This is a genomic window from Arthrobacter sp. Y3221048, assembly GCF_059092685.1.
This window is the reverse complement of record NZ_JBNHHX010000006.1, coordinates 1-25,363: the sequence shown is the minus strand read 5'-3', so window position 1 is coordinate 25,363 and position 25,363 is coordinate 1. Positions and strand designations below refer to the sequence as shown.

The window sequence follows — 25,363 nt, the reverse complement described above, 5'->3', positions numbered from 1 at the left end:
GTCCGACACCGCCTCCAGTACGACCTGCCCGGATGCTCAGCCACCGGGCCGTTCCTGACATTTTCCCAGCCCGGTTACCGGGCAGCAATGCGTCCCCGCCCTTCATGCGGCCGTTCGACGGGTCTGCGGCCGCTCCGGGTGTGGCCACTCCGCGCCACTCCGCGCCGGTCCACGCCGCTCCGCGCCACTCCGCGGCGGCCCGCGCCAGCCCCCTTCCCAACGGTGGCCGCCGGAGCCTTCGCAATGGCAGACTCGGCGGCATGCGCGAATTTGTTGTCTTGGGCACCGCCTCCCAGGTTCCGACCCGGACCCGCAACCACAACGGCTACCTGCTGCGGTGGGACGGCGAGGGCATGCCGTTCGACCCGGGTGAGGGAACGCAGCGGCAGATGATCCTGGCCGGGGTTTCGGCCAGCCGGATCACACGCATCTGCCTCACGCATGTGCACGGCGACCACTGCTACGGACTGCCCGGCGTGCTCTCGCGAATGGTTTTGGACGGCGTGGAGCATCCGGTCCACCTGCACTATCCGGCCTCCGGCGGGGACGTGGTCCGGGGTCTGATCTCGCTTGCCTCCCCGGGACTTGACCTGCGCCTGCACCCGCACGGCGGCGCCGGGGCCATAGCCGACGGCCTCGAGGTGCGCCCGCTGGACCACCGGATCGAGGCCTACGGATACCGGCTGGTCGAACCCGACGACCGCACCCTGCTGCCCGACCGGCTGGCTGCGGCCGGGGTTTTCGGCCCCGACGTCGGCCGCCTGCAGCGGGAAGGAGTCTTGAATGGGGTGCGGCTGGAGGAGGTCAGCGTGCCCCGGCCGGGACAGCGTTTCGCCTTCGTGATGGACACCGCGCTCTGCGCCGGGGCGGAGGAACTCGCCGATGGCGCTGACCTGCTCGTGGCGGAGTCCACCTTCAGCGACGACGACGGAGCCCTGGCAGTTCGGCACCGCCACCTCACCGCTGGACAGGCGGGTGAACTCGCTGCCGGCGGCGGCGTGGGCACTCTGGTGCTCACCCATTTCTCCTCGCGCTACGCCGACCTGGTCCCGCTCGAGGCCCAGGCGAAGGCCCGCGCTGGAGGGGCAGAGGTGGTTGCGGCCAAGGACCTAGACCTGATCCCGTTTCCCCAACGCCGGCGGACTGGTCCTCGGTGATAACCCACCGATGTGCCCCGTTTCGGGCTGGCGGCCTGTTTCCCTGTCGGCTCGAACGGGTTACGGTGGCAACCTAGGCGCAAACTGGATCACCGATCGAAGGAGGCTGCTATGAGCGAGCAGAACCGTCCGGAAGACGAACAGAACCTGCCGGATCCCGAACTGAACATTCAGGGTGAAGACCCGGTCATCCCGGATGAGGGCGCCGACGCGGTCCCGCCGGAACTTGTTGACGCCGGGATCGATACGGACTCCGAACGTCCCGTGGACGAGACTCTGTCCGACCCGCTCGAAGGCGGGATGGCGGACGACCGGCTGGGAGCCCCACTGGAGGATTTCGACCCGGATGAATCGCCGAGCCAGTAGGCGCAAACGAAGCCCCGCAGATTTACTGCGGGGCTTCACTTATCCCGTACGGTTTCGGCTACGTGGTTCGGTCGCTGGCTGGCTCTTCCACTGTTGACTTGTCGAGGAAGGCAATCACTTCGGAGTCATCAGTCTTCGTCCAGGTTTCGCGCCCGGTGTCCTTGTCTTCGCGGCGGGTTTCCGGCGTGTTCGCGGCTTCCTTGCGGAAGCCCCAGCGGGAATCCTTATTCGAGGCGTAGCACATCACGAACCTCCTTCGTGTCGGTCCTTTAATCGTCCTCCCCTCAGCGGCGGATGCCAAGGGCCGCTCGCGCGCGGATTCATGCACAGTGAGGGTCCGCCCTTCGTCTAGGGCCGCGACGATGGTGACAGGAGTCCCTGAAAGACTAGAGTCTCGTCCATGGCGGCGGAGCAGAAGACAGCGCTCAATAACCGTGTGTGGATAGATCGGCTCGGTTACGGCACGGCCAGGATTCCGCCGCCGGAGACAGCCGGGCATTGCTATCGCGCTCTGGAGGCCGGTTTCCGCCATATCGATACCGCGGCCCTGTATGGCAACGAGCAGGGGGTAGGTGAGGCAGTCCGCAAATACACGGCCGGCGGGCTCGCCTCCCGCGAGGAAATCTTCGTTACCACCAAGGTCTACAACCATAACCACGGCTATAACCAGGCGCTCCGGGCCTTTGAAGATTCTGCCCGGCTGCTGGGGCTCGACTACATCGACCTGTATTTGATCCACTGGCCCCAGCCCAAGCGTGGTCTGTTTGTGGAAACCTACAAGGCGCTTGAGCGCCTCTACCGTGAGGGGCGCGTTCGGGCGGTGGGCGTTTCGAACTTCCTCCCAAAACATCTCGAACAGCTGCTTCAACACACCGAAATCGTCCCGGCGGTCAACCAGATCGAGTTGCACCCGTGGTTCCAACAAGCGGAACTGCGGGAATTTAACGCGGCGCACGGCATCCGCACCGTGGCCTGGAGTCCCCTGGCCCGGGGAGCAGCGCTGAAGGATCCTATCGTGGTGGACCTGGCCCGCGATCTGGGCAAAACCCCTGCACAGGTGGTCCTGCGCTGGCACCTCCAGCTGGACAATATTGCCATCCCCAAAGCCACCGGTCCCCGGATTCCGGAGAACTTCGATGTCTGGGACTTCACGCTGGACAACGCCGCCATGGAGCGCCTGGCCAGCCTCGACCGCCGGGACGGCCGGATCGGTTCCCACCCTGATCAGATCAACTGAGACGAGGAGTTGCTGTCGGCGCGCGGGAACGAGACCGCGTCCGTCTCGGCTCATCGGAGCCGGTAGGCCATGTCCGCGGTTGGGTACCGGCTCATCGACCGGCAGTTGCAGCGGTCAGCGCACACTCAGCAATTCGACAATGACGTCGAGGGCTTTGGTGAGCTGAAGACCGCTGGGGGCGCCGTAACCGATGACGAGGGAGAAGACCCAGGAGGCGGCCACACCCGGTGGAGAGCCGATGCTTGCCAGGGACGTTTAGGGCAGACTGGTGGCGTGAGCGGAATCCCGTGGGTGCTGCACGTCGATCTCGACCAGTTCATCGCTGCGGTCGAAGTGCTCAGGCGGCCGGAGCTTGCGGGCAAGCCGATCATTGTCGGCGGTCGGGGCGACCCCACGGAACGGGCTGTGGTCTCGACCGCATCCTACGAAGCCAGGGCGTTCGGCGTGGGTTCCGGAATGCCCTTACGCACGGCGGCCCGGAAAGTGCCCGATGCCGTCATCCTCCCCGTTGATCACGAGGCGTACCTCGCGGCGTCCGAAACGGTGATGACTACGCTGCGCGCGCAGCCCGGCGCCACCGTGCAGGTGCTGGGCTGGGATGAAGCATTTGTCGGCGTCGAAACAGAGAATCCGGAAGCCTACGCCCGGCAGGTGCAGGCCGCTGTACTGGAGCGAACGCAGCTGCATTGCAGCGTGGGCATCGGCGACACTTTGGTCCGCGCCAAGGTCGCCACCGGTTTCGGCAAGCCGGCCGGCGTCTTCCGTCTCACTGCCGGGAACTGGCTCGACGTCATGGGCGGGCGGCCCACCAAGGACCTGTGGGGCGTCGGCACCAAAGTGTCCGGCCGGCTGGCCAAGCTCGGCATCAACACCGTCGCCGAGCTCGCCGCGTCCGACCCTCAGGACCTGGTCCCGGAGTTCGGCCCCAAGATGGGTCCTTGGTACGCGGAGCTCGGACGCGGGGACGGCGCCAACGTTGTGGACGACACCCCGTGGGTTGCCCGCGGGCACAGCCGGGAGACCACCTTCCAGCGGGACCTGACCGAGCCCGCCCAAGTGGACGAGGCCGTCAGGGAGCTGACAACGCGTGTCCTTGAGGATGTTGTGGCCGAAGGACGGCCCGTCGTCGGGCTGACCCTCAAGGTTCGGTACGCACCGTTCTTCACCAAAACCCATGCGAGGAAGATTCCCGAGACATTCGACCGGCACGAAATCCTTGCGCGGGCCCTGGACCTCGCAGCCGGAATCGAAGCGGGCCGTCCCATCCGACTCCTAGGCCTGCGGGCCGAAATGGCAATGCCCGACGACGCCCGAAAGGGACACACGCCGACGCGCGGCGGTTGGTGACGCCGGCGCTCGCCTTGTTGGCGACTATTTAGGCGTGAAGACGGCAGCCGTTGCAGCCTCTGGGCTTAGCGACCCCGTTCGAAGCGATCACCGTACTGCCGACAACGATGCAGACGTCCTCGTCAGGCCGGGACGCATTGACCCCGTTCCCGGGGTGCTGCCAAACTTGTGCGCATTGCACGTCTGGTTCAAAGGAGACCCTCATGGCACCCATGATCCGCAAGAGTCTAAACGAGCCCGAAGAAACCCGGCCTTTCGAGGACGGCAAAGGAAAGCTGGATTTGATCAATCTCGAGGCAGGCGCCGTCGGGCGGGCGGTTTTCGAGCCCGGTTGGCAGTGGTCCAAGCACGTGAAACCCATTGCTAAGACGGACAGCTGTCAGGTGGCCCATACCGGCTATGTGTTGTCCGGACGACTCAAGATCGTCATGGACGACGGGGAGGAAAACGAGTTCACCGTCGGCGACTATATGTCCGTCCCGCCAGGTCACGATGCATGGGTCGTAGGAGATGAGCAATGCGTGGTCGTTGATTGGCAAGGATTCAGCGACTACGCCAAGCGACAGGACTAAGAGCGTCATCTCCAGTCGCCGCACCTGGCACGACTGACGGCCCCTCTGGGGTCGCCTCTTTCCGTCGACCACCAGAAGCACAAGACAGGCTAAATCCCCCGAATACAGGCGTCCTGGGCTCGCCGCCGCCAAGACACGGTTGAACCTCGGCGTCCTCCTACCCAAAGTCCGGAGAGGAGGACGTGTTACTTCTCGGCCGCCTCATCCAGCATTTCGCACACATCGTGAACGTGCCGAGTGGTGTTCATCACGATATCCACCGAAATTGGCTCCATCACCTCCGGATCCTCAGAGAGTTGAATATGGAAGGCCAGCCACCCCCGCTCGAAGTACAAGAATTCGGGTAGGCCTTCTTCTTCCAGCGCCGCGGCATCAGCGGGGCTTATGGGGTAAATGATCGAGGCACCCTTGAGCGAGTCGACGATGGTTAACTGATCGGCCGAGAAGTATTGGAAGCCCGGTCCGGAGACGTCGAGTTCGTCGATGAAGGCACCGTCCGAGGCGCGCGTCAGGTCCACGGTGGCATCGCCCCGGAACTTCACCAGTGTTGACCCGTTCTGCCTAACCCGGGCTTTGTAGTGGACTTCCCGAACGTCTCCGGATTCCAGGGTGACGGTCGTGCCGCATGCCTCGATCTCTATTGGAGCGTAGTAATCGTCGGGGACCGGTAGATAGTGCCCCCCCGTGTCCTCGGGCGGCCACTGGGTGGGGGTTTCCTCTTGGGGCGTTGCAATGGCCGGCGCGGTCCCCGCGACGAGGGCGAGAGCAATGAAAATGGGCAGGCGCAGTGTTTTCTTGATGGTCATGATGAGACTCCTGGCGTGGCAGGAGGGCTGGTCGCTCGTCCTGCGCGGATATCCGTTGGTTGCCGTAGTGGCGACAGGTCCGTTGAGAGAACCACGGTCCCTGCGTTCCTTCCCCCAGCCAGGCGCACAGTGCCCCCAACGTACGTCTGCGGTTTCCGACTGTCAACGGGTTCTGGCGCAGTCCCACTACCCTCTTGAATAGAGGGTGTATTGAACCCGTTGAAGATGAAATGTACCGCTTCTCCCAGTTTCGAATGGGATATCAGGAGGCAGGCGAAAACGTCACACCTACGGGTGGGAATAGGGGCGGAAGCAATGTCGATGCTCAGATTAAGGTTATTTCCCGCACCAAATTCCTCCAGTGCTTGCCCAAGGCGCCAATCGTTGACGGAACGAACCCGCGACTTACCTCTGCCCTCGTCTTTACTTCGCAGATGCATGTCATTCTTCCAACCAGGTCCGGATCGCACAACGGCCTCTAAGAAACGACCCATATGAGCGATGCTCAAATGCGGCGATTTATGCTCAGGCAGCTCAAAATTCCCCAAAGGAGGATGGCCAAGCGTACCAAGACAGTCAAAGTGAACTAGCGTCCAACTAGCAAGCAAATGTGGCTCTTCGCAGTTGAGGGTGTAATCGCTGGCTGGATGTTGGCTGTCGCGTCGGTCCCAAGGCAGCGATGCGCAAACGCAGCCGGAGGCCCGATCTTGTGTCACCGTTCGCAGTGGACTTCTTCGCGTACCCGCTCAGATAGGTCAACGGCGCACCCGATAGCGCAGGTGAAGCACTCGGTTGCCCTGAATCACCACGTCGGGATCCTCCAACAGGTGCTGTGCGTGGACCGACCCGAAGTAGCGCTTGCCGTACCCAAACACGACGGGTACGACGTCCATGCGCACCTCATCGACCAGGCCCGCGGCAAGCACCTGGCCACCGACGTCGCCAGCGGCGACCTCGACGATGCGGTCACCCGCGAGCTCCTGCGCCCTGGCCACGGCTGCCTCGACGCCGTCGATAAAGTGAAACGGTGCCTCGGGGTCCCAGCCCTCAGGCTTCGACCGGTGCGTCACGACGACCACGTGGTCGACCCCGCTCGGAGGCTTCCCGTCCCAGCCGTCCGTCATGTCGAAGACGTGGCGGCCGACGATTGTCGCCCCGATCTGGTCCCAGTACGGCCGGGTGTAGTCGTAGGACGTCTGCGACACCTTCACCTCGCCGCTCTCGTCTAACGGGACGTCACCGCTGGACAACCAGTCGAACAGGGGTCCGGGCTGGTCGTTCTCGTCCGCGACGAAGCCGTCCACCGACACCGAGCCGTACATGACCACCTTGCCCACGGGCTCTCCTTTGCTTTACGCCAACTCCGGCACCCACTTCTCTCATCCTCTGCGTCTCAGTCAGGCCGCCCGTCAGCGATCTCATCCCCTGGAGGGAGTGCCGTGCCGACGGAATTCCCTGACGCGATCTGCCGCTTGATCTGCTCGAGCTCATCTTTGAGCAGGTCAACGGTGGCACGGTATTTTTCGAAGTCCGCCTTTCGGCGCTTGGCTACGGCGTAACTGATGCCGGCGGCGAGAATGGCAAGCGGGAACGACACCAGCAGGGCCCATCCGGACACGGCAAGGAAGTCCAGCGCTACGGGAAGTGCCTGCTTGAATGCCAGGAACTCGTTCACCCCACCGACCACTCCGTTCAGAGCGGAGTCCAGCGGGCCCAGAAACTGCCCCACGACAGGCGTCCCGGAAAACGACGGAGCGGTCAGCGGCGGCTCTCCCCCTGCGGACCAGCGCGAATCACCGAAGTGGTTCAGGACGTAGATCCCGGCGCCCGCGTTGAGGGCCGCGAAGAGCAGGACGGAACCAAGCGCAGTCCAATGAGGCCTGCGCGGACGCCAGACGCCGGCCGCAAGCGCAAAGACGGTGGCCGCAACCCAACAAAAGATGCGGAGTTCGTCGCGGCTCATGCCGCCCCACAGATCCAAGGAATCCCCGCCCCTTACAGTTGGATTCGATGCTGGTTTCGGTCCCACGCGAGCTTATCCCAGTCGTTCCGGGCATGCTGCTGACACTTCGGAGCTATAGCGACCATTCAGGGAACTGGTCCATTAAGCTCGACTGTCTCGCTGTTTCGCGCCGAAAAAATTCTAGTGCAGCTGAATGCCCGAGCAAGTGCCCGCTGAGTGATGGTCGTGTGGGACGGGTCACTCAGCTAGGCCGGTGGCGGAACGGTGCGGTGCGCCGAGGCGACTGACTCAACCTTGTCTGAAGGCAGCTGCTGTAGCCGCCAGGCGATTATTTCGCGGATGAGCTCGGTCGGGAAGGGGGCATCATGGCGCAGCTGGATAGAGTGCTCTGTGGTCCCATATGCGGCCAGCTCTGTCGAGAAATGCGCGATCACGTCTGAAGTCGGATAGAACCCAATGTGGCGCTTTGTTCCGGTGAAGAAGAACAACGGCTCGGTGCCGAGTTTGAAGGTTGGCATACGCCAACTGATCGATTCAACCGCTTCATCGGGCACGGCCGACCGGATCAGTTCGTACACGGTCAGCAGCCGATCCCGTACATCACCGTCGTGCCGGTCGATGTACTCGATGATCGAACTCGCTGTCATGGTGGTCTCCCTTTCGCCGAAGTCAGGGCGGGCGACGGTCGCATCTTGAGCGATCGTGTTCGCCCGGTCGTAGTACAGCTGCACTCATAGATTGCCGCCGCCAAATATCACCGACCGATCCATCACTTTCTGTACGTTGTCCGGCCGGGGGGTCCTCATGCCTCTCGACTGCCGTCGGTCGGCGTCGCGCTGCTCGGCGGCCAGGGCTTAACGCCTTCAAATCCATGCTGGCGGTGTCGCAATACCCCTGGTCCCCGACCCAACACGCGTCGACTATATCGGGCATCTCGTAGCCGGGTCTGTTGCGAGGACAAATCCCGGCGGCCGCTGGGTCATGCCCTTGAAAAGTGGCGGATCGAAGTGGGTTCGTAGACCGTGACTGAGCTCATCATCGGTCCCCTGCAGGTCAGCTGACACGGCGGAGTACGGTGTGCCTGCAGTTCGACCTCAATACTCCCTGCATGTGGCGGCCGGCCGGTGATGCGAATCCGCCAGTGATCGCCGTCGCGGACAGCGTCAGTGATCGTGTAGTCATGACGGCTGGCGGGGCCGAAACATTTCAGCGCGGCCGCGACAGCGGCTTGCTGTGGTTGGGCGAGATCTGTGTATCCGCGCAGATGCTTTGCGTGGATACGGCCGGCGAGGTGTTCTTCAATTGTCGCAACGGATGATTTCGCATCTAGACCGCCGTAGTAGACGCCGTCGGGCGCAACGATGACGTTGGCGGCGAACCTGTCACCGCCTACGTGCGTGCATTCCCACACCAGCTCCGGCCAGCGTTCACTCAGTCTTCGTGCCACGGGCCGTCCGCGCGAAGCGCAGCAGGGGTCGTGCCGACCGTGGGTGCACACCAGAATGACGGGCTGCAGGCCGGGCTCACCGGGGGTTTTGAGGGCTAGGGCGATCTGCGCCAGATCCTCATCACGGGTCCACATTCCCCATTGCTGGCGATGGGCACCGGAGTTCTCGTGGCGCAGCACAGCCCAGCGGCCGGGACCCTTGCGGCTTCTGCGGCCGTGCCGTCGTACCAGCAGCACCCGGGCCCGCGCCGCCTGCGCAGCGGAAAATACGAGTGCTTTGGTTTCGGGTTCGAGATCGAGGTCGCTGAAGCCGTTAGTCGGCCACCCGCCTCGGTATTCGATGAGGACCCAGATGAAGCCGCGGGGTGCTGTGCCTGCCAGCGGGTCGCCGCGTGTCCGGGCGCCTTCGGCGCAGAAGAAGCGTTCGGTGGCAGGCATCGTGGTGTCATCACTGTTTCGCAGGAACGACGACGCCGGCTCGCAAGAGCCTTTCGACGAGTTCGACGCCGAGATCGTTCGCAGTGTGAACCTTGCCGTTGAGCAGCCGGGTCACAGACGGCAAGTCCTTTTCGGGGAAGTCGAGCCAACCCACGCGCGTGGTCAGGCGTGAATCCTCCAACCGTGGTTGCAGTGCATCACGCAGCCGCACTTGGGACTCGGGGCCGAGGTGATCGACGGCCGCTAGCTGGTCCAGCAGTCCTAGCGGGGCCGGGCGTCCCTGTCCTCGTCGCGTGCGGTGGAACTGGGGAGTGGAATCGGCCTCAGTGACGGCTACGGCGAGGCGTTCGCGGACGATGTCGAGCTCGCCAGTGGGGCCGTCGACACCTAGTGGCAACGACTTGCGCATCTCTGGATCGTCGCGAAGCAGTTCAAGCGCCGCCTGAGCCAGCTGTTCGGCCAACGCATAGCGGGTCCAGTTGTGGACTCCGAGTGTAAGGTGAATGGATACCTCGCCCTGCGCCTTGGCGGCATGCAACCAGCCGCGCGGCAGATAAAGGGAATCGCCGGGCTTGAGCACCGCGTCGATGTACGCTTCGCCTTTCGCCGCCTCAGCAACTGTGGAGCGGTGATCGGTCCAGGGCTGGTCACGCAGCGGGTCGGGGTGGACGGGTTCGTGGATGATCCAGCGCTTGGTTCCCTCGATTTGCAGGACGAAGACGTCGTGGACGTCGTAATGATCGTCGAATCCTTGGTTCTGGGGTGGGGTGATGTAGGCATTGGCCTGAACCGGGTGTCCTAGCTCCGAGCTCAGCTTGGTGCAGAAGTCTGCCACCGGCTCCCACGTGCGGTGCAGCGCCTGCAGGACGAGTGTGGCACCGTCGGCGAGCCTTCGCCAAAGCATGGTGTCGTCGAGTTGGTCAGAGATGGTCGCGCCAGCCCCGGCGGAAGAAGTGAATGCTGAGTCGGGTAGTGTCGAGCCGTCCTTGGCGACACGGAGGAAGGGTGTGCGCAGTCCCCGCCGCGAAGTCAGTTCGTCGACTGCCCCGGCAGAGAACAAATCCGAGAAGTCGCTGGCGTTGCGCGTAAGCAGCGCCGTTCGTCCCCATGCGTGGTGGGCAAACTGTTCGCGTCCTCCGCCAATGAGGCGGGTCTCCAGGATCCCGGGCCTTGGCGTGGCGCCGGGATCCTGAAGGTTAGTTCGAGCGCTACTCAAGAGCGGCTGTCCGACTCTTCGGCACCACCGCCAAGTGCTCCGCCGTCAGCACCACCGTCGGCACCACCGTCAGCACCGCCATCAGCACCACCGTCAGCACCACCGTCGGCCCCGCCATCAGCACCACTGTCAGCACCACCGTCGGCCCCGCCATCAGCACCACCGTCGTGAACGCCGGGAACACCGGCTGCGCCGCCATCCGCCGGGCCTTCCTGCTCCTCCGGATCCTTCTGGGGGTCAGTCATGCTTCCTCCTGGAATCGAATAGCTGAGATCAGTACCCGTTATCTGTGACTGATCGTTGGGCCGTGCGATCCCTCCTTGCACCGCCCGCGATCAACATATCGGCACAGGTTGAGTTTGGGAACATCCGCGTTGAGGCAACTGATCCAGCACCGGCAACCCGATTCGACCAGTTTCCAGCGCCCGACCGCAACGAGCCAGGTCAGCAGGAGATTCGCGGCGACCGGGTATCCGAGTCTCTCCAGATCGATGGCTGAGAAGCGAACGGTCCGGACCCCGCCTGCAGCAATGTCGAGCAGCACCCACTAGGCTCACTCCCCCGACGAGGAAAGCAACCGCCACCGACCTCACAGTGATGATGAGGCTGTGCTACACCGTGCGAACCGCAGTCCATCAAGGCTGTAGCGGCGTGCAGGTGTACCCGGCTGCGGTACGGTCTGCTCCGAGCTTTTGCCCGTGGTGTATGGGAGGGAGAGTGCGAAGGGAAAAGCTGAGAGTCGTCACAAAGTCTAGTGCCAACCCTGAGGGCTCTCACGATTCGCGAAGCCGTCCATGCTCGTCGCGAAGGTCGCCGGTTGCCGGGTGAAGACGGTCCGGCCACTGTGCACCGAGCACAGCACATCGGCCTGGTGCCGGACCGCTTCCTTGTCGGTGGCGCAGTCGAGGGCGATGCAGTTGGCGGGCTTGCCCTCCTCGATGCCGTAGCGGTCCGAGATGCCGAGGTTCTTCGCGCCGTGGGAGGTGATGAAATCGAGCGCGTTGGCGAGGTAGGGGCCGTAGAGCATGTGCCCAACGTGCAGACCCACATCCAGGATCCGCAGCATGTTGCCCTCCCCCAGGGAGTAAACGGGGGTCGGACATGGAGTCCTGCCCGAACGCGACGTTGAGCCTGGCCTCGGTCAACCGCTTAATCGGTGCGACCCCGCGGGGCACCGGCACCATTTTCCAGCCTTGGAGCGCGAGGTTCTCGGTGGGGCAAATGGCGAAGTTGAGGTCCGCGGCCTGCAGATTGGAGGTGATCTTCGCCGTATACGAGTTGTTGTAGTACGCCATTGCTACCACATGGCTGGCGGTGACGGGGGCGCCGATAGCGGATCTCCTGGCGAACGCTGCCATCTCTTCGATGAACGTTGACTGCTCGTCGTCGATCTCGTCGCAGTGGACGTCGACAGGGACGCCGTACTTCTCAGCGAGATCGAAAATGATCTTTAACGAGACCCCGTCCTCACGGGTCGCCTCGTTGTGCGGGATCCCCCCTATGGCGTCTGCTCCCATCTTCAGGGCCTCCTCAAGCAGTTCCGGCCCCCGGGGGAAGGAGAGCACGGTGTTCTGCGGGAAGGCGACGATCTGTATCTCCATCCAGTCCTCGACGTCCTCGCTCAACTGGAGGATGGCCTTCAGAGCTATCAGGTCCGGGTCGGTGACGTCGACCTGCGAGCGGATAAAACCGGTGCCGTGGGCAGCCCCCGACCGGGCGGCAGCGAGAGCATTACGGTAGATCTCGTCGAAGCTGTTAAGGCCCTTCTCCTTGCGTTCGGCCATGATGTCAAAGGGGTCACCCTATTGAAGGCATCCTGGCGGAACAGGCAGCAGCACTGGTGCGCCGCTGGAACGGTATTTGTCGGACTTTGAGGCCAGTGGGAGTTAGGCGGCTGTTTCTTCCGTTTCAGCCGGTTGGTTGATCCAGGCGACGTTGGCCGAGCGCGAAGATCTTGGGATCGGTGGTTCCTGCGAACCGTTCGGCGTTCTTCTTCCGAGCCGTAGTGAACGTCCGCTGCGGCATGAAGGCCGATCCGGTGTGGCCATTGCTCGTGGTTGTAATTCTCGCCCTACATCATCAACTTGCCATGAGTGGGCTGGCCTCAAACAACCCTGACACGTGGGGGACAGAGTTCCAGCTATTAACAACCCCACCCTGCGGTGGGATGATGAGCTACGGATCCTGAAAGGTCCTCACGCCAGCGGATCCCCGATGGCGGGATCAATCGGGCAGGGGCGTGGTTGTGGTCGATGTCCTAAGTTCCCTGGCCAATATCATCGTTCTCTTCTTCGGTGCCATCGCCGAGAGGGAGTCCGGACAGTTTCGGCCGCGTGTCCTTGCGGGCCCTGCTGCCTAGCGGAGGATGGCGAGGGTAATGGTGCGCTTCTTGTTGTTGGTGGCGGTGAATCTGCTCGGGGCGGCGGCCGCCCTGCTGATCGCTAACTGGCTGGTCGACGGCGTCCGCCTTGAGCCCGCGGGTTTCCTGCTGGCCATCGGAATCTTCACGGCGGCCCAGGCGATCCTGGCACCGATCGTCTTCAAGCTGGCCCGCAGGTATGCTTCGGCCGTGCTCGGGGCGATCGGGCTGCTCTCCACGTTGCTCGCTCTGTGGGTGGCCACGCTTTTTCCGGGCGGGCTGCGGATCGAGGGGGTCGTTGCGTGGATCGCCGCGACTGTGCTGGTCTGGCTGGTGACCGCGCTTGGCGGCTGGCTCCTGACCACCCTGGTGATCGACCGATGGTGGGATCGTCGGGCGGACCGTCGATCCCGTGCCGGTTAGAGAGGTTTAAATCGGCGGGGGTGAGCGGCTGCGGCGGGGTGCGGCATGCCGGATGCATAGGTATCCCGTGTTGCCGTCGTCCGGAGATATGGCGGCCACGTGGCCTTCCCCGCTCCCCAAACGAACCCCGGATCCCCGCACCCTCATCCACTACCGCATTGGAGGGGCGAATGAGCGATAAATTGAAGGCCCTTGTCCAGGTGGACATTGAGGGCTCACAGGCCCGGATCGGGATCAGGGGTGAGGTGAACACCCAAAATGTCAAAGCCCTCTACATTGTGACCAGACGGGCCAATTCCCTCGCACCCGGTCTGGACATTACCCTTGACCTGAAAGGGGCAACCGTCCAACCCGAAGCCATGGACCAACTCCTGGAGTGCTCCCAGGGACGGCATCTGCCGCGCCGAGTTGAACCGTGCTGGGTTTCGTAGAGGCTCGGGATTCACGCACTCAGGGGTTCCCGGGTGCGGTTCAGGTGGCAATGGTGTTCGTACTCTATCGGGGTCTGGTAGCCGATGGATGAATGGAGACGCTGATGGTTGAACCAGTGCACCCACTCGGCGGTTGCGGTCTCAACGGCTTGCCGCGACGTCCACGTGCGAGTCGGATCGGCATCGATCAACTCGGTCTTGTAGAGACCGATGGTCGACTCCATCAGCGCGTTGTCGAGGGCGTCTCCCACGGTTCCGATGGAACCGGCGATCCCTGCCTCGGCCAGTTTCTCGGTCAACGCGATGGACGCGTACTGCGAGCCTGCGTCGGAGTGGTGGATCAGTCCGTTGGACGTGAACCGGACCTTGCCGCGGCGGCGGGCGAACAGCGCCTGGGCCAGCGCATCGGTCACCAGCGACGCTTCCTTCGACATGGATGCTTTCCAGCCCAGGATCATCCGGGAGGCCACATCGGTGATGAACGAGACGTAGCAGAATCCCGCATACGTCCACACGTAGGTGAAGGTCGCGACCCCTACGGTGTTCGGCACGGTGATGTCCCAGCCGCGGTTGACCCGGTCCGGGCGCCGGGGCGCTTCCCGGTCCCGGTGGGGGTTACGGTGCGGTGGCGTCCCCTGACGGCGCCGGACAGGCCTGCCTGGCGCCTCAGCCGGCCCACCCGATCGCGCCCGATCCGGTGACCCTGCCGGTTCAGCGCGTGCCACATCTTGAGCACTCCGTAGCAGCCGTAATTCTGCTTATGGACAGTGGTGATCACTTCGGTCATCACCAGATCCGACGCGGCGCGGGCGGAAAGCGGGCGGGATTTATACGCGTAGTAGGTGCACGGGGCGATCTTTATTCCGGCGTTCCGGGTCAGAACGCGGCAGATCGGCTCGACCCCGGAGCGGTGCCTGAAAGCATCGATGTACTCAACGATTATTGCCGTGGGCGGTCGAGCTCCGCTGCGAAAAAAGCCGATGCGGTTGTCAGGATTTCGTTGGCCCGCTTCAGCTCCGCGTTCTCCCGCCGCAACCGGCGCAGGTCAGCGGCGATATCGCTGCTCACCCCGGGACGGTCCCCGGCGTCGACCTCGGCCTTCCGCGACCAGGTCCGCAATGTGTCATCCGGAATCCCGACGATCTTGGCCACGTGCCTAATCGTGGCCGTCTTGGACTCCTCCTGGTGCTCCGCGCGCCGCTCCATATACAAGCGCACGGCGCGGTCCTTGAATTCCTGTTCGTACTTGATTCCGCTGGTCATGATTCATTCTCCGGTGAGGAAAGAGTCTCTACCAGACCCAGTACGGTTCAACGAACTAACGCAACCGGAGGCACCCTGACATGATGCAACAGGTCCCCTCCCGTAGCGGGGTGAACCTATCAAACTGGGCTGAGTGGCTTTGCGTCGCATTCGAGGGGTCGGAGAAAGGGAAGGATGACGATGGGTGAGGCGAGCACCGTGGATCGGGAGCGTCCGGTCCTCGACGTGGTGTCCGTGTTCCTGCTCTCGATCACTGCTGTGCTCACCGCATGGTGTGGCTTCCAGGCGTCGATCTGGGGTGGCGAGATGTCGATCGCGTCCGGTCAGGCCGCGAACGCGCGTGCGCAGTCGGCTGTGGCTGAGGGGATGGCGCGCGACGCCCGCCTGTATGACGTGGGGATCTACACGGAGTGGATTCTCGCGGTCGCCGATGGCAGAGACGACCTGCGAGAGTTCATCGAGGCGCATTTCACCCCGCACTTCCATGTCGCGTTCGATGCGTGGGACGCCGGTGGCCGGACGGAGCCGAGTCCGTTCGCTCTCGACGAGTACGTTCCACCGGGCACCATCGAGGCCGCTGAACTGTCCGCTCAAGCCGACGCAAAGTTTCAGCAAGCGCTGGCGAACAATCAGCGGGTAGGTAACTACTCCTTGTTGACCGTGCTGTTCGCGTTGGTGCTGTTCTTGACCGCGATGTCGCAACGAGAACTCGCGCCCTGGATGCGTCTGATGCTGCTTGGGCTTGCCGGCGTTGTGGCGATCGGTAGCATCATCGTGATGTTCACCTTCCCCATCAAACTCTGATGCGACAGGGCGTGCTGATCGCCTCGAGAAGTTGGAATGAGATCGCCTGGGGTGAGCTTCTGGCGCGCGCGGATTGTTCCGAGCCAGACAGGGTATCGGGCATAATGCTGCAGAGCCGTTCAAGCGGCCCTCGGAACAATCCGAGAATCGGAACAAGACTAACTGACGGACTCAGCGCGCGGTAAGCCGAGTCCTTCAGTCGAGCGAACCAGCAGCGGAGTCGAATGCATGAATGGGTCATGCTGCGGAGGCGTCTGGCTTTTTCCCACCCGCGCGGGCCTGCAGGTCGCTGTCGATCTCCTCGAAGTCGCGGCCCTTGGTCTCGGGCACGTAGCGGTAAACGAACGCCAACGCGAGCAGGCACACGACCGCGAAAATCAAGAACACCACACCCGTTCCAATCACCCCGGCCAGCGGCAGGAAAGCCGCGGACACGACGAAGTTCGAAAGCCAGCTCGCGGCCGAGCCCGCCCCCGAGCCCTCAGCCTGCTGCTGGGACGGGAAGATCTCCCCCAGGATTACCCAGAGCACCGGGCCCATCCCCACGGCAAACGAAGACACGAAAACCAGCATGCACACGAGCAGGATCACCGAGCCGAGATCTGCGAGGAACGCGGCTCCCAGCACGGCCACCGAGATGCCCATGCCGATCAGCGAGACCAGCAGCAGCGGCCGGCGGCCGATGCGGTCGATCAATTTCAGAGAAACGATCGTCATCACCAGGTTGACGACGCCGATGATGACCGCGTACACGATCGAGTTCGAGGCACTCAAACCCGTCTGCTCCATGATTGTCGGCGCGTAATAGAGCACCGTGTTGATCCCGACGAACTGCTGCAGAACGGCAAGCCCGAGCGCCACGATCAACGCCGGGCGGACTCGGGGAGCCAGCAGCGCACGCCACCCCTTCTTCTCGTCGGGACTGCGATCCCGCTCCCGCTGCTGCCGGCGCTGCTCGCCTTCGTGGCGGTAGCGCTCGATCACCTCGTCGGCACCGTCAGAACCGGCGACTGACCCGAGCATCTTCTTTGCAGCGTCGATTCGTCCTCTCGCGATCAGCCAGGCCGGCGACTCGGGGAGGCGCACCGCAATCACCGCGAGCAGGACTGCCGGTACCGCGCCCACCCAGAACATCGCCTGCCAGTTGCCGCTGGCGCTAAAGATGAGGTTCACGACGTAGGCGGCGAGCATCCCGACGGTCTGCAGCAGCTGGTTGAGCGTGAGCATCCTACCCCGGATCTGCGCTGGCGAGATTTCACCCAAGTAAGTAGGCACGAGGGCCGACGCGATGCCGACCCCGAGTCCCATGACCAGGCGGCCCAGCATCAACAGCGCGAAGCCCGTGGCCAGCGCCGAGACCGCGAACCCCACCGCGAACAGCACCCCAGCAACCCCGAGTATCGTCCTGCGGCCAAAGCGGTCGGCCAGCCTGCCGGTGAAAATCGCCGCCACCATCGCACCGAGTAGCAAGATGCTCGTGACAAGGCCCTGCTGGGTCTCATCGAGATCGAGGTCACCGCGGATGTAAAGCAGCGCCCCGGCGATCACGCCGGTGGCGTAGCCGATCAAGAACGTGGCGAGGTTGATCCACAACCCCCAGCGCCGTACCTTGCGCAGGCCCTTGCCGGAGATATTGTCCAACGGACTCGATGCACCGGTGCCGGCCGCCATGTCACGTCCTTCCTGCGGGAAGTCCGTTAAGGGGCCAGCCGCCGGGGCCGGTGCTGCCTGCCTCGTACTCCTGCAGCTGTACCTGGTTCTCACGCCAGGCCTTGCGCACCGGCTCGATAATTTTCCAACACTGCACCGCCATGTCACCCCGCACAGAGAGCGGCGGCGCGCCCTCTAGAATCCCCTTCAGCACCTCGCCGTAGGGCGGCAGCTCGCCGGCAGCGAAGTTACCTGCCAGGGTGACTGGATCGATTCCGAACGGATCGTCACGGCCGCTGATGTTCACGTCGAGGCCAAGCACATTGGCGTTCAAGGGGATGCCGATGTGAAGCCGATTGGGGTGAGCGTAACCGCTCATGCCGGCAGGTACCTGCTGCGGCGGCTTGAAGGTGACAGTGACCTCCGTGCGCGGCGAGCCCAGGGCCTTGCCCGAGCGCACCCGGAACGGTACGCCCGCCCACCGCCAGGTGTCCACGGCCAGCACGATCTCGGCGAAGGTCTCGGTCTCACGTGAGCTATCAATGCCCTCCTCGTCCACGTAGGAGGGCACCTTGCGTCCGTCGATCTCGCCCGCGCTGTAACGCGCCCGGCGGCTGTAGGTGACCGGGTCATCATTCCAGATCCGGGTGGCGCGCAAAACCTGCGCCTTGGCATCGCGCACGTCCTCTGCCTCCAGCGTCGGTACGGGCTCCATGGCGAACAGCGACATGACTTCGAGCATGTGGCTCTGGATCATGTCCTCCAAGGCGCCGGTGCTGTCATAAAAGCCGGCCCGGCCCTCCAACGCCAAACTCTCGTCGAAGACCACATCCACGCTCTCAACATGCTGGCTGTTCAGTACGGGCTCGATCAGGCGGTTGGCAAACCGCACGCCCAGGATATTGAGCACCGCGGGCATGGCGACGAAATGATCCACCCGATGCACATGGTCCTCGGGCACGAGCCGGGTCACCAGATCGTTGAGGGCCGCAGCGCTGTCGGCATCGCTGCCGAACGGCTTCTCCATGACCAGCCGGGTGCCCTCGGGCACCCCGATGCCGCCCAGCACCTGACACGCCTTCTGTGTGATCGCGGGAGGCAAAGCGAAGTAGAGGATCAGCTGTCCGCGGCATTCCTCCAGCAACGCGCGCAGCTGGTCCTGGTCTGTCACGTCCGACTGGAGATAGCGGGCGTTCCTGATGACCGCTTCCACCTGCTCTCCGCTCGCGTCCGCCGCCGCGAAGGACTCAGCGACCTGTGAGCGCCAGCGCTCCTCATCCCAATCGGCCCCTGCGCTGCCGATGAGCTGGAGGCGCTCCACGCTGCCGGTAGCCAGCAGCGCGCCCAGTCCCGGCAGCAGCAGCCGTGCGGTTAAGTCGCCGCTCGCGCCCAAAATCAGAAGGGTTTGATGGTCGGCCAGAACCATAGTTTGACCCCGTCTCATCGACCGAAACTGCTGGCCTAAATATGCACGACAATTTAGCACCGCGGATGTCGTCCTGATACCCCGCGGCCCCCCCGTTACAGCGTATTATTACGCGAGAAACGTGACGAGAGAGCTGCAGTCGCCGTATCAGCCATGCTGAGAGCGGACGAGGAGTTAGTTTCATGCGTGCGGAACAGCGCACCGATCCCATCGCCCACCACGCGGAAGGTCCGGTTTGGTCCACCTCGTGGGGCGGTCTGCGCTGGGTGGATATGTTCGCCGGCGACATCCTGTCCTTGACGACCGGCGGTGAGATAACACGGCGTCACGTCGCCGCGATTGCTGCAGCAGTAAGACCGCGACAGGGCGGCGGCGCGGTGATCGGCGTCGATCGCGGGTTCTGTCTCGAAGATCCGGAGGGAACTCTCACACACTTGGACGATGCGTGGACCGATACCGGCATCCGGATGAATGAGGGTGCTTGCGATCCCGACGGCCGTTTCTACTGCGGTTCAATGGCATACGATCAGCAGCCCGGCGCTGGCGCGCTCTTTCGGCTGGATCCCGATCTTTCGGTTCACCCGGTATTGCACGGAGTAACCATTTCGAACGGCTTGGACTGGAGTCCGGACGGGTCACTCGCCTATTACAACGACACGGCAACCCACAGCATTGCCGTCTTCGACTACGACCGTAACGCGGGACTGACCCGGCGACGCACTTTCGTGGCGATGCCCGACCACGAACACCCCGATGGGCTCACCGTAGACGCAGAGGGTGCCGTGTGGGCGGCAATCAACGGTGCGGGAGAGGTGCGGCGGTATACCCCGGAGGGCCACCTCGACGAAGTGGTGCAGGTTGCCGCCCGCCAAGTCACCGCCTGCACGTTCGGCGGACCGGCCCTGAACCAGCTGTTCATAACCACCTCACGGGAGCATCTCGAACCCGAGGACGATCCCCTCGCCGGATCCCTTTTTAGCGCAGACGTGCAAGTAGCCGGTGTCCCGGCACGCGAGTTCGCCGGCTGAGAGTTACGCCAGTGTCGCCAGCGCCTTGTTAAGGTGTCGGCCCCGTGGGATTATGTCGACATGGGAAAGGCCGGCACCACCGCCAGATCGTGAAGCCGGGCGCTGTGCGGCGCCACGTGGAGATCCCTGATCGTGGGATACCCTGTGAATGCATTTGTCTACTGTGCACCTCAGCCGGATGAAGCCGCCCACAGCGATCGTCCCCTCGATGTGACGGTGCTGCTGAACTCAAGGGCAGGGCGTTACGCGTCCAGTTCGTCACTATGACCCAGATCAGTATTGGTGGGGTTCACCCGTGAGCACCGACGTCGCTGAGTCTGCGTGGAGCGAGCGGTTGGCCGCTGCTGGCCGTCGCGCATGGCAGCGGGTGCGGAGCGATGCATGGCCGATAGTGCAACGAGCGGTGGCCGCTACCATCGCCTGGCTGCTTGCGCAGTTGATCGGGGATCATCCGGACCCCTTCTTCGCGCCGATCGCCGCGGTCGTTGCTCTCAACGCGCCGTTCGGCAGCCGCGGGCTGAACGCGCTGCGGCTGCTGCTGGGGGTGATCGTCGGGATCCTGGCCGGCGAGATTACGCTCTTACTCATGGGTGAAGGCTTCGGCAGCCTTGCGGTGGCGACCTTCGCGGCGATGATCATCTCTCGTGGCCTCGGTGGCGCACCGCTCGTAATAGCACAAGCGGCGTCGGCCGCCATCCTCACGATAGCCGTCGCAGACGGTGAGGTCGGCCCCGACCGGATGGTCGACGCGGTCATCGGTGCCGGCGTCGCGCTGGTATTCAGTCAGATCCTGTTTACGCCCGAGCCCGTCCGGCTACTGCGCCGGGCCGAGTCGGCCGCATTGAACGGCATGGCGGACGGACTCCGCCTGACCGCTCGCGCTTTGGCCCAGGCTGATAGGGAGGCTGGCGAGCAGGCCTTGCGCCGGTTGCGGGCCCTGCCCGAGCTGCTGCTCGGGCTGAGCAAGACGCGCGGTGCCAGCGGGCGGATTGCCCGGCATTCCCTGGTGGGACGCTCGCGAATCACACCGGTCGTGAAAGAACAGGAGAGCGCCGAGCACCTCGACCTGCTGGGAGTCAGCTGCCTCATGCTTGTCAGGACCGCGCTGGCCAGCGGCCCAGGAGACAATGGCACTCTCAGCAACGCCATGGACCGGGTCGCAGGGCTCTTGGCAGAGTTGGCCGGCTCACCTGGCGATACTACAGTGCGCCAGGCCGTCGTCGACCGCGTCCCAGCTTTACTCAAGGACATCAGCACCCCAGACGGGTCTCCCGGCCCATTCCCGGTCGCTTTAAACGTCGCACTCCGGGTGGTCGTAGCCGACATGATGATCTTCGCCGGTGCGGACGCGGAGGACGCGATCACAGCGGTCAGCGCCGGTGCCGCGCGGCTTCGAACTCCCCCTCCTACTCGTACTGCAAGGATCCCTCGGTTATCCAAATCCTTGCCCAAGCTGCGGCCGTCGAACTGGCGGCGGAATCGAAATCGCCGAAGGTGATTCGGCGATGCTCCGTGAAGCCGCCCACTGGGTCAGCTTCAGCCGATCACCGCCAAGGCTCTGGGCACCGCCGACTCCACGACTACGTCCGTTGCGGCGCCGACGGCCATGATTCGCCGTCAATTTGGATGGGGATGCTTTCCGTGGTTCTGAACGTAGGCACCGTGACGCATATCCGGTCCGGCGGCGGCAGCGGTCGCAGCGGGTCAGTGCAGCCCTGAAAAAAGAGGAAACCCCTGGCCAACGGGCGACGGGCCGTCGTAACTGCGGGAGCGGGTGGACGCACTGGCGGCTAGAAAAGGCGTTCGCCGCCGACGGGAGCGTGTACACATCTGTGACATCAACGGGCAGGACGGCGGCCCCGGGCCGCCCACGCCGACGGGTAACCCCTCGGATGCGCCCTGGCGTCCCTCCCGGACCTGGCGGGAATGGGAAAATCATGCAGGAACAATCCGGTCCCACAAGACCGCCTCAGGCTCCGCGGGGACTGGGGGCCGTGTTCTTGGTGCGCTCCGGGCCCCGGCGCTGGCCTGCCGGTCTGCGAACGGCCGCCTCCATGGGCATTCCGGTGCTCATCGGATGGCTGGCCGACGACCTTTCCCTGGGGCTGACGGCCGCGCTGGGCGGATTCACTGCGCTCTACGGCTACGGGCGGCCCTATCGCAATCGTGCTGTGCTGCTTGCCGTGATCGCGCTCGGCCTCAGCGCCGCCGTCGGTCTGGGCGTCGCAGCCGCGTCTGTCACCTGGCTCGGAATCCTTACCATCGTCGCGATCGCCGTCCTGGCGACACTGGCCTGCAATGCCTTTGACGTCGGTCCTCCCGGAGCGTATCAGTTCGTCCTGGTATGCGCTGTCGGCACGAGCCTGAACGGGCCGCAACAGGATCCTGGTCGCGCCGCACTGCTGGTGCTGGCCGGCGGGGCATTTGCATGGCTGACCCACATGGCCGGAGCGCTCTTCCGCCCGCACGGGCCGGAGGAGTCCGCCGTGGCCGCCGCGGAAACCGCGGTCACCGCTTACATCGATGCGGCCGGCACCGTCGGCCGGGACGCCGCCCGGCACAGTGCGGCGAGGGCGCTGCACGATGCCTGGACCGTGCTTATCAACCGCGAACCCTCATACTCTCTTCCTCACAGCAGCGTGCGGGAGCTGCAGAAGCGGGCACGTCGACTCAACCTGATCTTCGCCGATGCCATGACGGGCACGCGCACCCGTTTCGCCGACCCTCCGACGGACCCGGCAGCTGCCCGCACTCACGCCCGTCAGGCGTCGGAGTGGTCGATCGCCGGCGAACTTCCTCCGCCACGCCGGCCGGCGTCAGGCCGCCCCGGAGCCTGGGTGCGGCTCACGGAAAGCCTGAAGCCCCGTTCCACGTCCCTGCTGGTCATCATCCGGGTCGGCACAGCAGCCGCACTGGCCGGGACGATCAGCGGATTCCTCGGGTTGGAACATGCCTACTGGGCAATGTCGACCGCGGTACTGATCCTGCATCAGGGACTCAACCGACGCCGCACCAGCCAGCGCGGATTGGAGTATTTTATCGGGACGGCGCTTGGGATCGGACTGGCGGCAGCACTTATCCTCGTCCCGCCGCACGCCCTCGGGCTTGTCGCCGCCATCATGATCCTGACTTTCCTGATCGAGGTGACGATGGCGCGCAACTTCGTACTGGCCGTGGTCTTCATTACCGCCGTAGCATTGCTGATCGCCACCGGAGGCCAGGGTGGCATGGATCCCGGGGGCTGCTGCTCGCCCGCGGCCTGGACGCCGCGGTCGGATGCGCCGTCGCCCTCGCCGTATTCGTGCTGATCGTTCCCTCGGGCCCGAGGACCGGGCTGCCGTCCGTGATCGCTGACACGATCGACGCGGCCGCCACTGCCGTCGCCGCACTCAGCTTCGCAGAAACCAACCCGCTCCCACTCCGGGCGGCCCGGAGGAATCTCGAGCGGGCAGTCCTGCGGCTAGCACAAACTTTCGACGGGGCCGTCAACGGCTCAGCCGACCAACGTGCGACCGGGTACAGAGCGTGGCCAACAGTGGCTGCGACGCAGCAGCTTGCCTACCGTACACTCGCAGCATGCTGGCAGTTCGAGCACGGCAAGCAGCAGGGCGAGCCCACAACGCTGCAGCCATCGGAAACGGCCGTGCTGCACCGGCTACTTGGGGCCATGGCCGCGGCCCTGCGTACCGGTGAAAGACTCCAACCTCCCGATACTTTGCCCGGCCTGCTCTGCGAGGAAGTGCAGGACCTCTACCACGTGCTCCGCCTAGCTGAACCAGCGGGCGAATGATTCGTCGTTTCCTTTCAACAAAAGAACTGCTCGTGCTGCTGTTCGGAGCACCGAAACTGCCGGGCGTGGCCCGCAGTTTGGGCCAGTCGATGCGCATCTTCAAGGCCGAGGTCAAGGAGCCTTCACGTAGATCTGACACCTCGATAAAATCACCCCCTGCCGCTCAGGCGGGCTTTGGTCGTGGGAAAATCGAGCCCCGCGTAGCGCCATCAGGCGCTTCCATGCAGCCGGTACGCGGGTGTGCTTCATCATTGCGTAAAAACCGGCCTAAACGAACAAAGTTCAAAGAGGCCGGTTTTCGCTTGAAATCCCTGCTTAGGAATCGCGGTCGTGCAGGGGGTCTTTCCTCCGTCGCGGCAAGGCGATGCCCTGCAAAACCTGCACCTGAGCTTGTCTCATCCCCTTCAAAGCCTCAAGGGGCGGGTGGTGGTGTTACTTCCAGGCCGCCTCATCGAGCATTTCGCACACATCGTGCACGTGCTTGGTAGTGTTCAGCACGATATCCGAAGCGATTGGCTCCATCACCTCTGGGTCTTCAGAGAATTGGCTGTAGAAACCCAACCACCCCCGTGTGTAGTAGGCAAACTCCGGCAAACCTTCTGCGGCCATCATTTCGGCTTCTTCGGGGCTCGCTGCTGCCACGATGGAGCGCCCACTGAGGAGTTCCACAACGGTCAGCTCATCGGCTGAGATGTATTGATAGGCAGTTCCGGAAATGTCGAGTTCGTCGATAAAGGCGCCATCCGAGGCACGGGTTAGGTCCACGGTGGCATCCCCTTTGAACTTCAGCATCGTTGATCCGTTCTGCTTCACCCGGGACTTGTAATAAACATCCCGGACGTCTCCGGCTTCCATGGTGACGGTGGTGCCGCACGCCTTGATCTCAATCGGGTCGTAATATTCTTCCGGAACGGGCAGGTACTGGCCTCCCGTGTCCGGGGGAGGCCAGGTGACGGGGGCTTCCTCCGCAGGCGTCGCAACGGTCGGCGCGGCCCCCACGGCGAGGAAGAATGCAACGAAAACGGGCAGGCGCAGTGCTTTTTTGAGGTTCATGATGGGAACTCCTGGGCAGCAGGAGGGCTGGTCGCTCATCCTGCACGATTATGCGTAAATGCCATAAAGGCGACAGGTCCGTGGAGAGAACGACGGTTCCTGCGTCCCCCCAACCGGGCGCATAGTGGCCTCAACATAAGCCCGCGGTTTTCGGGCTGTCAACGGGTTCCGGCGCAATATCTCTACCCTTTGGAAAAAAGGGGAGGGCCGCAGCCTACAGAAAAAACGACCTATCCCGGCAAATTGCCCGGATAGGTCGTTTCAGCTTTCTGCTCCGCACCCGGTCAGAGCACGAAGTTATGTTTATAAGATTTCGGAGATGTGAGGTCGGAGGCTGGTTGGCGGTTAGCGCCAGATGCGAATCACCGTGTTTCCGCGGTTTCGGTGGACTACTGCCCATGTCGGCTGACTGACCTACTTGGCGAAACTGATGGGCAATGCGAAGTATCACCCTGTTCATAGCTGAAAGGTACACATCTTCGTGGCCACGTCAGCCGAAAGTTTGGCCTGAACCGAAACTGAGCAATGCCTAGATGCGGCGAACCAGCTCAGGTCATCCATCGCCGGGTTGAACGGCACGGCCAGGC

General features: G+C 63.7%; 24 protein-coding genes, 3 pseudogenes and 1 other annotated feature. Of the genes and pseudogenes, 13 read left to right on the top strand and 14 right to left on the bottom strand.

The features are described 5' to 3' along the window. Positions 1-260: 260 nt before the first annotated feature. Positions 261-1,157, top strand: coding sequence for a ribonuclease Z (locus AC5RVS_RS16000; RefSeq protein WP_494108877.1), 897 nt, complete (start codon positions 261-263; stop codon positions 1,155-1,157). Between the two features lie 111 nt (positions 1,158-1,268). Beyond that, on the top strand, positions 1,269-1,523 hold the full coding sequence (locus AC5RVS_RS15995) for a hypothetical protein (RefSeq protein WP_493987083.1): 255 nt from the start codon (positions 1,269-1,271) through the stop codon (positions 1,521-1,523). Between the two features lie 58 nt (positions 1,524-1,581). Here AC5RVS_RS15995 and AC5RVS_RS15990 read toward each other — a convergent pair whose 3' ends face one another. After that, the gene (locus AC5RVS_RS15990; protein WP_494108876.1) at positions 1,582-1,770 is read right to left on the bottom strand and encodes a hypothetical protein; all 189 of its coding nucleotides are present in this window, start codon (positions 1,768-1,770) and stop codon (positions 1,582-1,584) included. A gap of 153 nt (positions 1,771-1,923) precedes the next feature. On the opposite strand from AC5RVS_RS15990, the gene AC5RVS_RS15985 reads away from it, so the two are divergent. The 3 genes from AC5RVS_RS15985 (at position 1,924) to AC5RVS_RS15975 (ending at position 4,679) form a co-directional block, all read left to right on the top strand. After that, complete coding sequence (locus AC5RVS_RS15985; RefSeq protein ID WP_494108875.1) at positions 1,924-2,760, top strand: aldo/keto reductase; 837 nt, start codon at positions 1,924-1,926, stop codon at positions 2,758-2,760. 273 nt (positions 2,761-3,033) lie between these two features. Further along, on the top strand, positions 3,034-4,107 hold the full coding sequence (locus AC5RVS_RS15980; RefSeq protein WP_494108874.1) for a DNA polymerase IV: 1,074 nt from the start codon (positions 3,034-3,036) through the stop codon (positions 4,105-4,107). 203 nt (positions 4,108-4,310) lie between these two features. Next, positions 4,311-4,679, top strand: a complete 369-nt coding sequence (locus AC5RVS_RS15975) for a cupin domain-containing protein (RefSeq protein WP_493987076.1) — start codon at positions 4,311-4,313, stop codon at positions 4,677-4,679. A 185-nt stretch (positions 4,680-4,864) separates the two neighbouring features. Here the strand turns inward: AC5RVS_RS15975 and AC5RVS_RS15970 are convergent, their stop codons facing one another. The 9 genes and pseudogenes from AC5RVS_RS15970 to AC5RVS_RS15930 all read right to left on the bottom strand — a co-directional run. Continuing rightward, a complete protein-coding gene (locus tag AC5RVS_RS15970; RefSeq protein WP_494108873.1) occupies positions 4,865-5,485 on the bottom strand; it encodes a hypothetical protein in 621 nt (206 codons plus the stop codon). Positions 5,486-6,240: 755 nt separating this feature from the next. After that, complete coding sequence (locus AC5RVS_RS15965) at positions 6,241-6,822, bottom strand: dihydrofolate reductase family protein (protein WP_494108872.1); 582 nt, start codon at positions 6,820-6,822, stop codon at positions 6,241-6,243. A gap of 56 nt (positions 6,823-6,878) precedes the next feature. Continuing rightward, entirely contained in the window at positions 6,879-7,448 is a 570-nt protein-coding gene (locus AC5RVS_RS15960; protein ID WP_494108871.1) for a hypothetical protein, read from the bottom strand. Between the two features lie 245 nt (positions 7,449-7,693). Continuing rightward, entirely contained in the window at positions 7,694-8,179 is a 486-nt protein-coding gene (locus tag AC5RVS_RS15955) for an iron chaperone (protein ID WP_494108870.1), read from the bottom strand. A 248-nt stretch (positions 8,180-8,427) separates the two neighbouring features. After that, positions 8,428-9,333, bottom strand: coding sequence for a ferredoxin family protein (locus tag AC5RVS_RS15950; protein ID WP_494108869.1), 906 nt, complete (start codon positions 9,331-9,333; stop codon positions 8,428-8,430). Positions 9,334-9,343: 10 nt separating this feature from the next. Continuing rightward, positions 9,344-10,549, bottom strand: a complete 1,206-nt coding sequence (locus AC5RVS_RS15945) for a cupin domain-containing protein (protein WP_494108868.1) — start codon at positions 10,547-10,549, stop codon at positions 9,344-9,346. After that, positions 10,542-10,748 carry a hypothetical protein gene (locus AC5RVS_RS15940; RefSeq protein WP_494108867.1) on the bottom strand — a complete coding sequence of 69 codons (207 nt, stop codon included), beginning with the start codon at positions 10,746-10,748 and terminating at the stop codon, positions 10,542-10,544. Before AC5RVS_RS15940 ends, AC5RVS_RS15945 begins: the two co-directional genes overlap by 8 nt. 552 nt (positions 10,749-11,300) lie before the next feature. Continuing rightward, the gene (locus AC5RVS_RS15935; RefSeq protein WP_494109001.1) at positions 11,301-11,615 is read right to left on the bottom strand and encodes a hypothetical protein; all 315 of its coding nucleotides are present in this window, start codon (positions 11,613-11,615) and stop codon (positions 11,301-11,303) included. A 37-nt stretch (positions 11,616-11,652) separates the two neighbouring features. Beyond that, positions 11,653-12,150: pseudogene (locus tag AC5RVS_RS15930) on the bottom strand (amidohydrolase family protein); the annotation flags it as partial. Between the two features lie 776 nt (positions 12,151-12,926). On the opposite strand from AC5RVS_RS15930, the gene AC5RVS_RS15925 reads away from it, so the two are divergent. Together AC5RVS_RS15925 and AC5RVS_RS15920 are read left to right on the top strand one after the other, a co-directional pair. Further along, positions 12,927-13,331, top strand: coding sequence for a phage holin family protein (locus AC5RVS_RS15925; RefSeq protein WP_493987067.1), 405 nt, complete (start codon positions 12,927-12,929; stop codon positions 13,329-13,331). Positions 13,332-13,501: 170 nt separating this feature from the next. Continuing rightward, positions 13,502-13,762: a hypothetical protein gene (locus AC5RVS_RS15920; RefSeq protein WP_494108866.1), complete on the top strand. Its 261-nt coding sequence runs from the start codon at positions 13,502-13,504 to the stop codon at positions 13,760-13,762. Positions 13,763-13,773: 11 nt separating this feature from the next. Here the strand turns inward: AC5RVS_RS15920 and AC5RVS_RS15915 are convergent. Then, a pseudogene (locus tag AC5RVS_RS15915) lies at positions 13,774-15,025 on the bottom strand (IS3 family transposase). Continuing rightward, positions 14,610-14,741, bottom strand: a sequence feature (AL1L pseudoknot). (Overlaps the previous pseudogene by 132 nt.) 180 nt (positions 15,026-15,205) lie before the next feature. Here AC5RVS_RS15915 and AC5RVS_RS15910 point away from each other — a divergent pair. Then, complete coding sequence (locus AC5RVS_RS15910) at positions 15,206-15,829, top strand: hypothetical protein (protein ID WP_493987064.1); 624 nt, start codon at positions 15,206-15,208, stop codon at positions 15,827-15,829. Between the two features lie 237 nt (positions 15,830-16,066). Here AC5RVS_RS15910 and AC5RVS_RS15905 read toward each other — a convergent pair whose 3' ends face one another. Together AC5RVS_RS15905 and AC5RVS_RS15900 are read right to left on the bottom strand one after the other, a co-directional pair. Next, complete coding sequence (locus AC5RVS_RS15905; protein ID WP_494108865.1) at positions 16,067-17,500, bottom strand: sugar porter family MFS transporter; 1,434 nt, start codon at positions 17,498-17,500, stop codon at positions 16,067-16,069. 1 nt (position 17,501) lies between these two features. Then, complete coding sequence (locus tag AC5RVS_RS15900; protein ID WP_493987062.1) at positions 17,502-18,905, bottom strand: glucose-6-phosphate dehydrogenase; 1,404 nt, start codon at positions 18,903-18,905, stop codon at positions 17,502-17,504. Positions 18,906-19,087: 182 nt separating this feature from the next. Here AC5RVS_RS15900 and AC5RVS_RS15895 point away from each other — a divergent pair, with 182 nt between their 5' ends. From AC5RVS_RS15895 to AC5RVS_RS15875, 5 genes and pseudogenes are all read left to right on the top strand, one after another. Next, positions 19,088-19,933 (top strand): SMP-30/gluconolactonase/LRE family protein, encoded by an 846-nt coding sequence (locus tag AC5RVS_RS15895; protein WP_494108864.1) that lies wholly within the window; start codon positions 19,088-19,090, stop codon positions 19,931-19,933. Positions 19,934-20,336: 403 nt separating this feature from the next. Beyond that, a complete protein-coding gene (locus AC5RVS_RS15890) occupies positions 20,337-21,431 on the top strand; it encodes an FUSC family protein (RefSeq protein ID WP_494108863.1) in 1,095 nt (364 codons plus the stop codon). Positions 21,432-21,987: 556 nt separating this feature from the next. Next, the gene (locus tag AC5RVS_RS15885) at positions 21,988-23,241 is read left to right on the top strand and encodes an FUSC family protein (protein ID WP_494108862.1); all 1,254 of its coding nucleotides are present in this window, start codon (positions 21,988-21,990) and stop codon (positions 23,239-23,241) included. Between the two features lie 227 nt (positions 23,242-23,468). After that, on the top strand, positions 23,469-23,723 hold the full coding sequence (locus tag AC5RVS_RS15880; RefSeq protein WP_493987058.1) for a hypothetical protein: 255 nt from the start codon (positions 23,469-23,471) through the stop codon (positions 23,721-23,723). Further along, positions 23,720-23,839, top strand: a pseudogene (locus AC5RVS_RS15875) (twin-arginine translocase TatA/TatE family subunit); the annotation flags it as partial. The gene AC5RVS_RS15880 and the pseudogene AC5RVS_RS15875, both read left to right, overlap by 4 nt. A gap of 316 nt (positions 23,840-24,155) precedes the next feature. On the opposite strand, the gene AC5RVS_RS15870 reads toward AC5RVS_RS15875, so the two are convergent. Then, positions 24,156-24,776 carry a hypothetical protein gene (locus AC5RVS_RS15870; protein WP_493987057.1) on the bottom strand — a complete coding sequence of 207 codons (621 nt, stop codon included), beginning with the start codon at positions 24,774-24,776 and terminating at the stop codon, positions 24,156-24,158. Between the last annotated feature and the right edge of the window lie 587 nt (positions 24,777-25,363).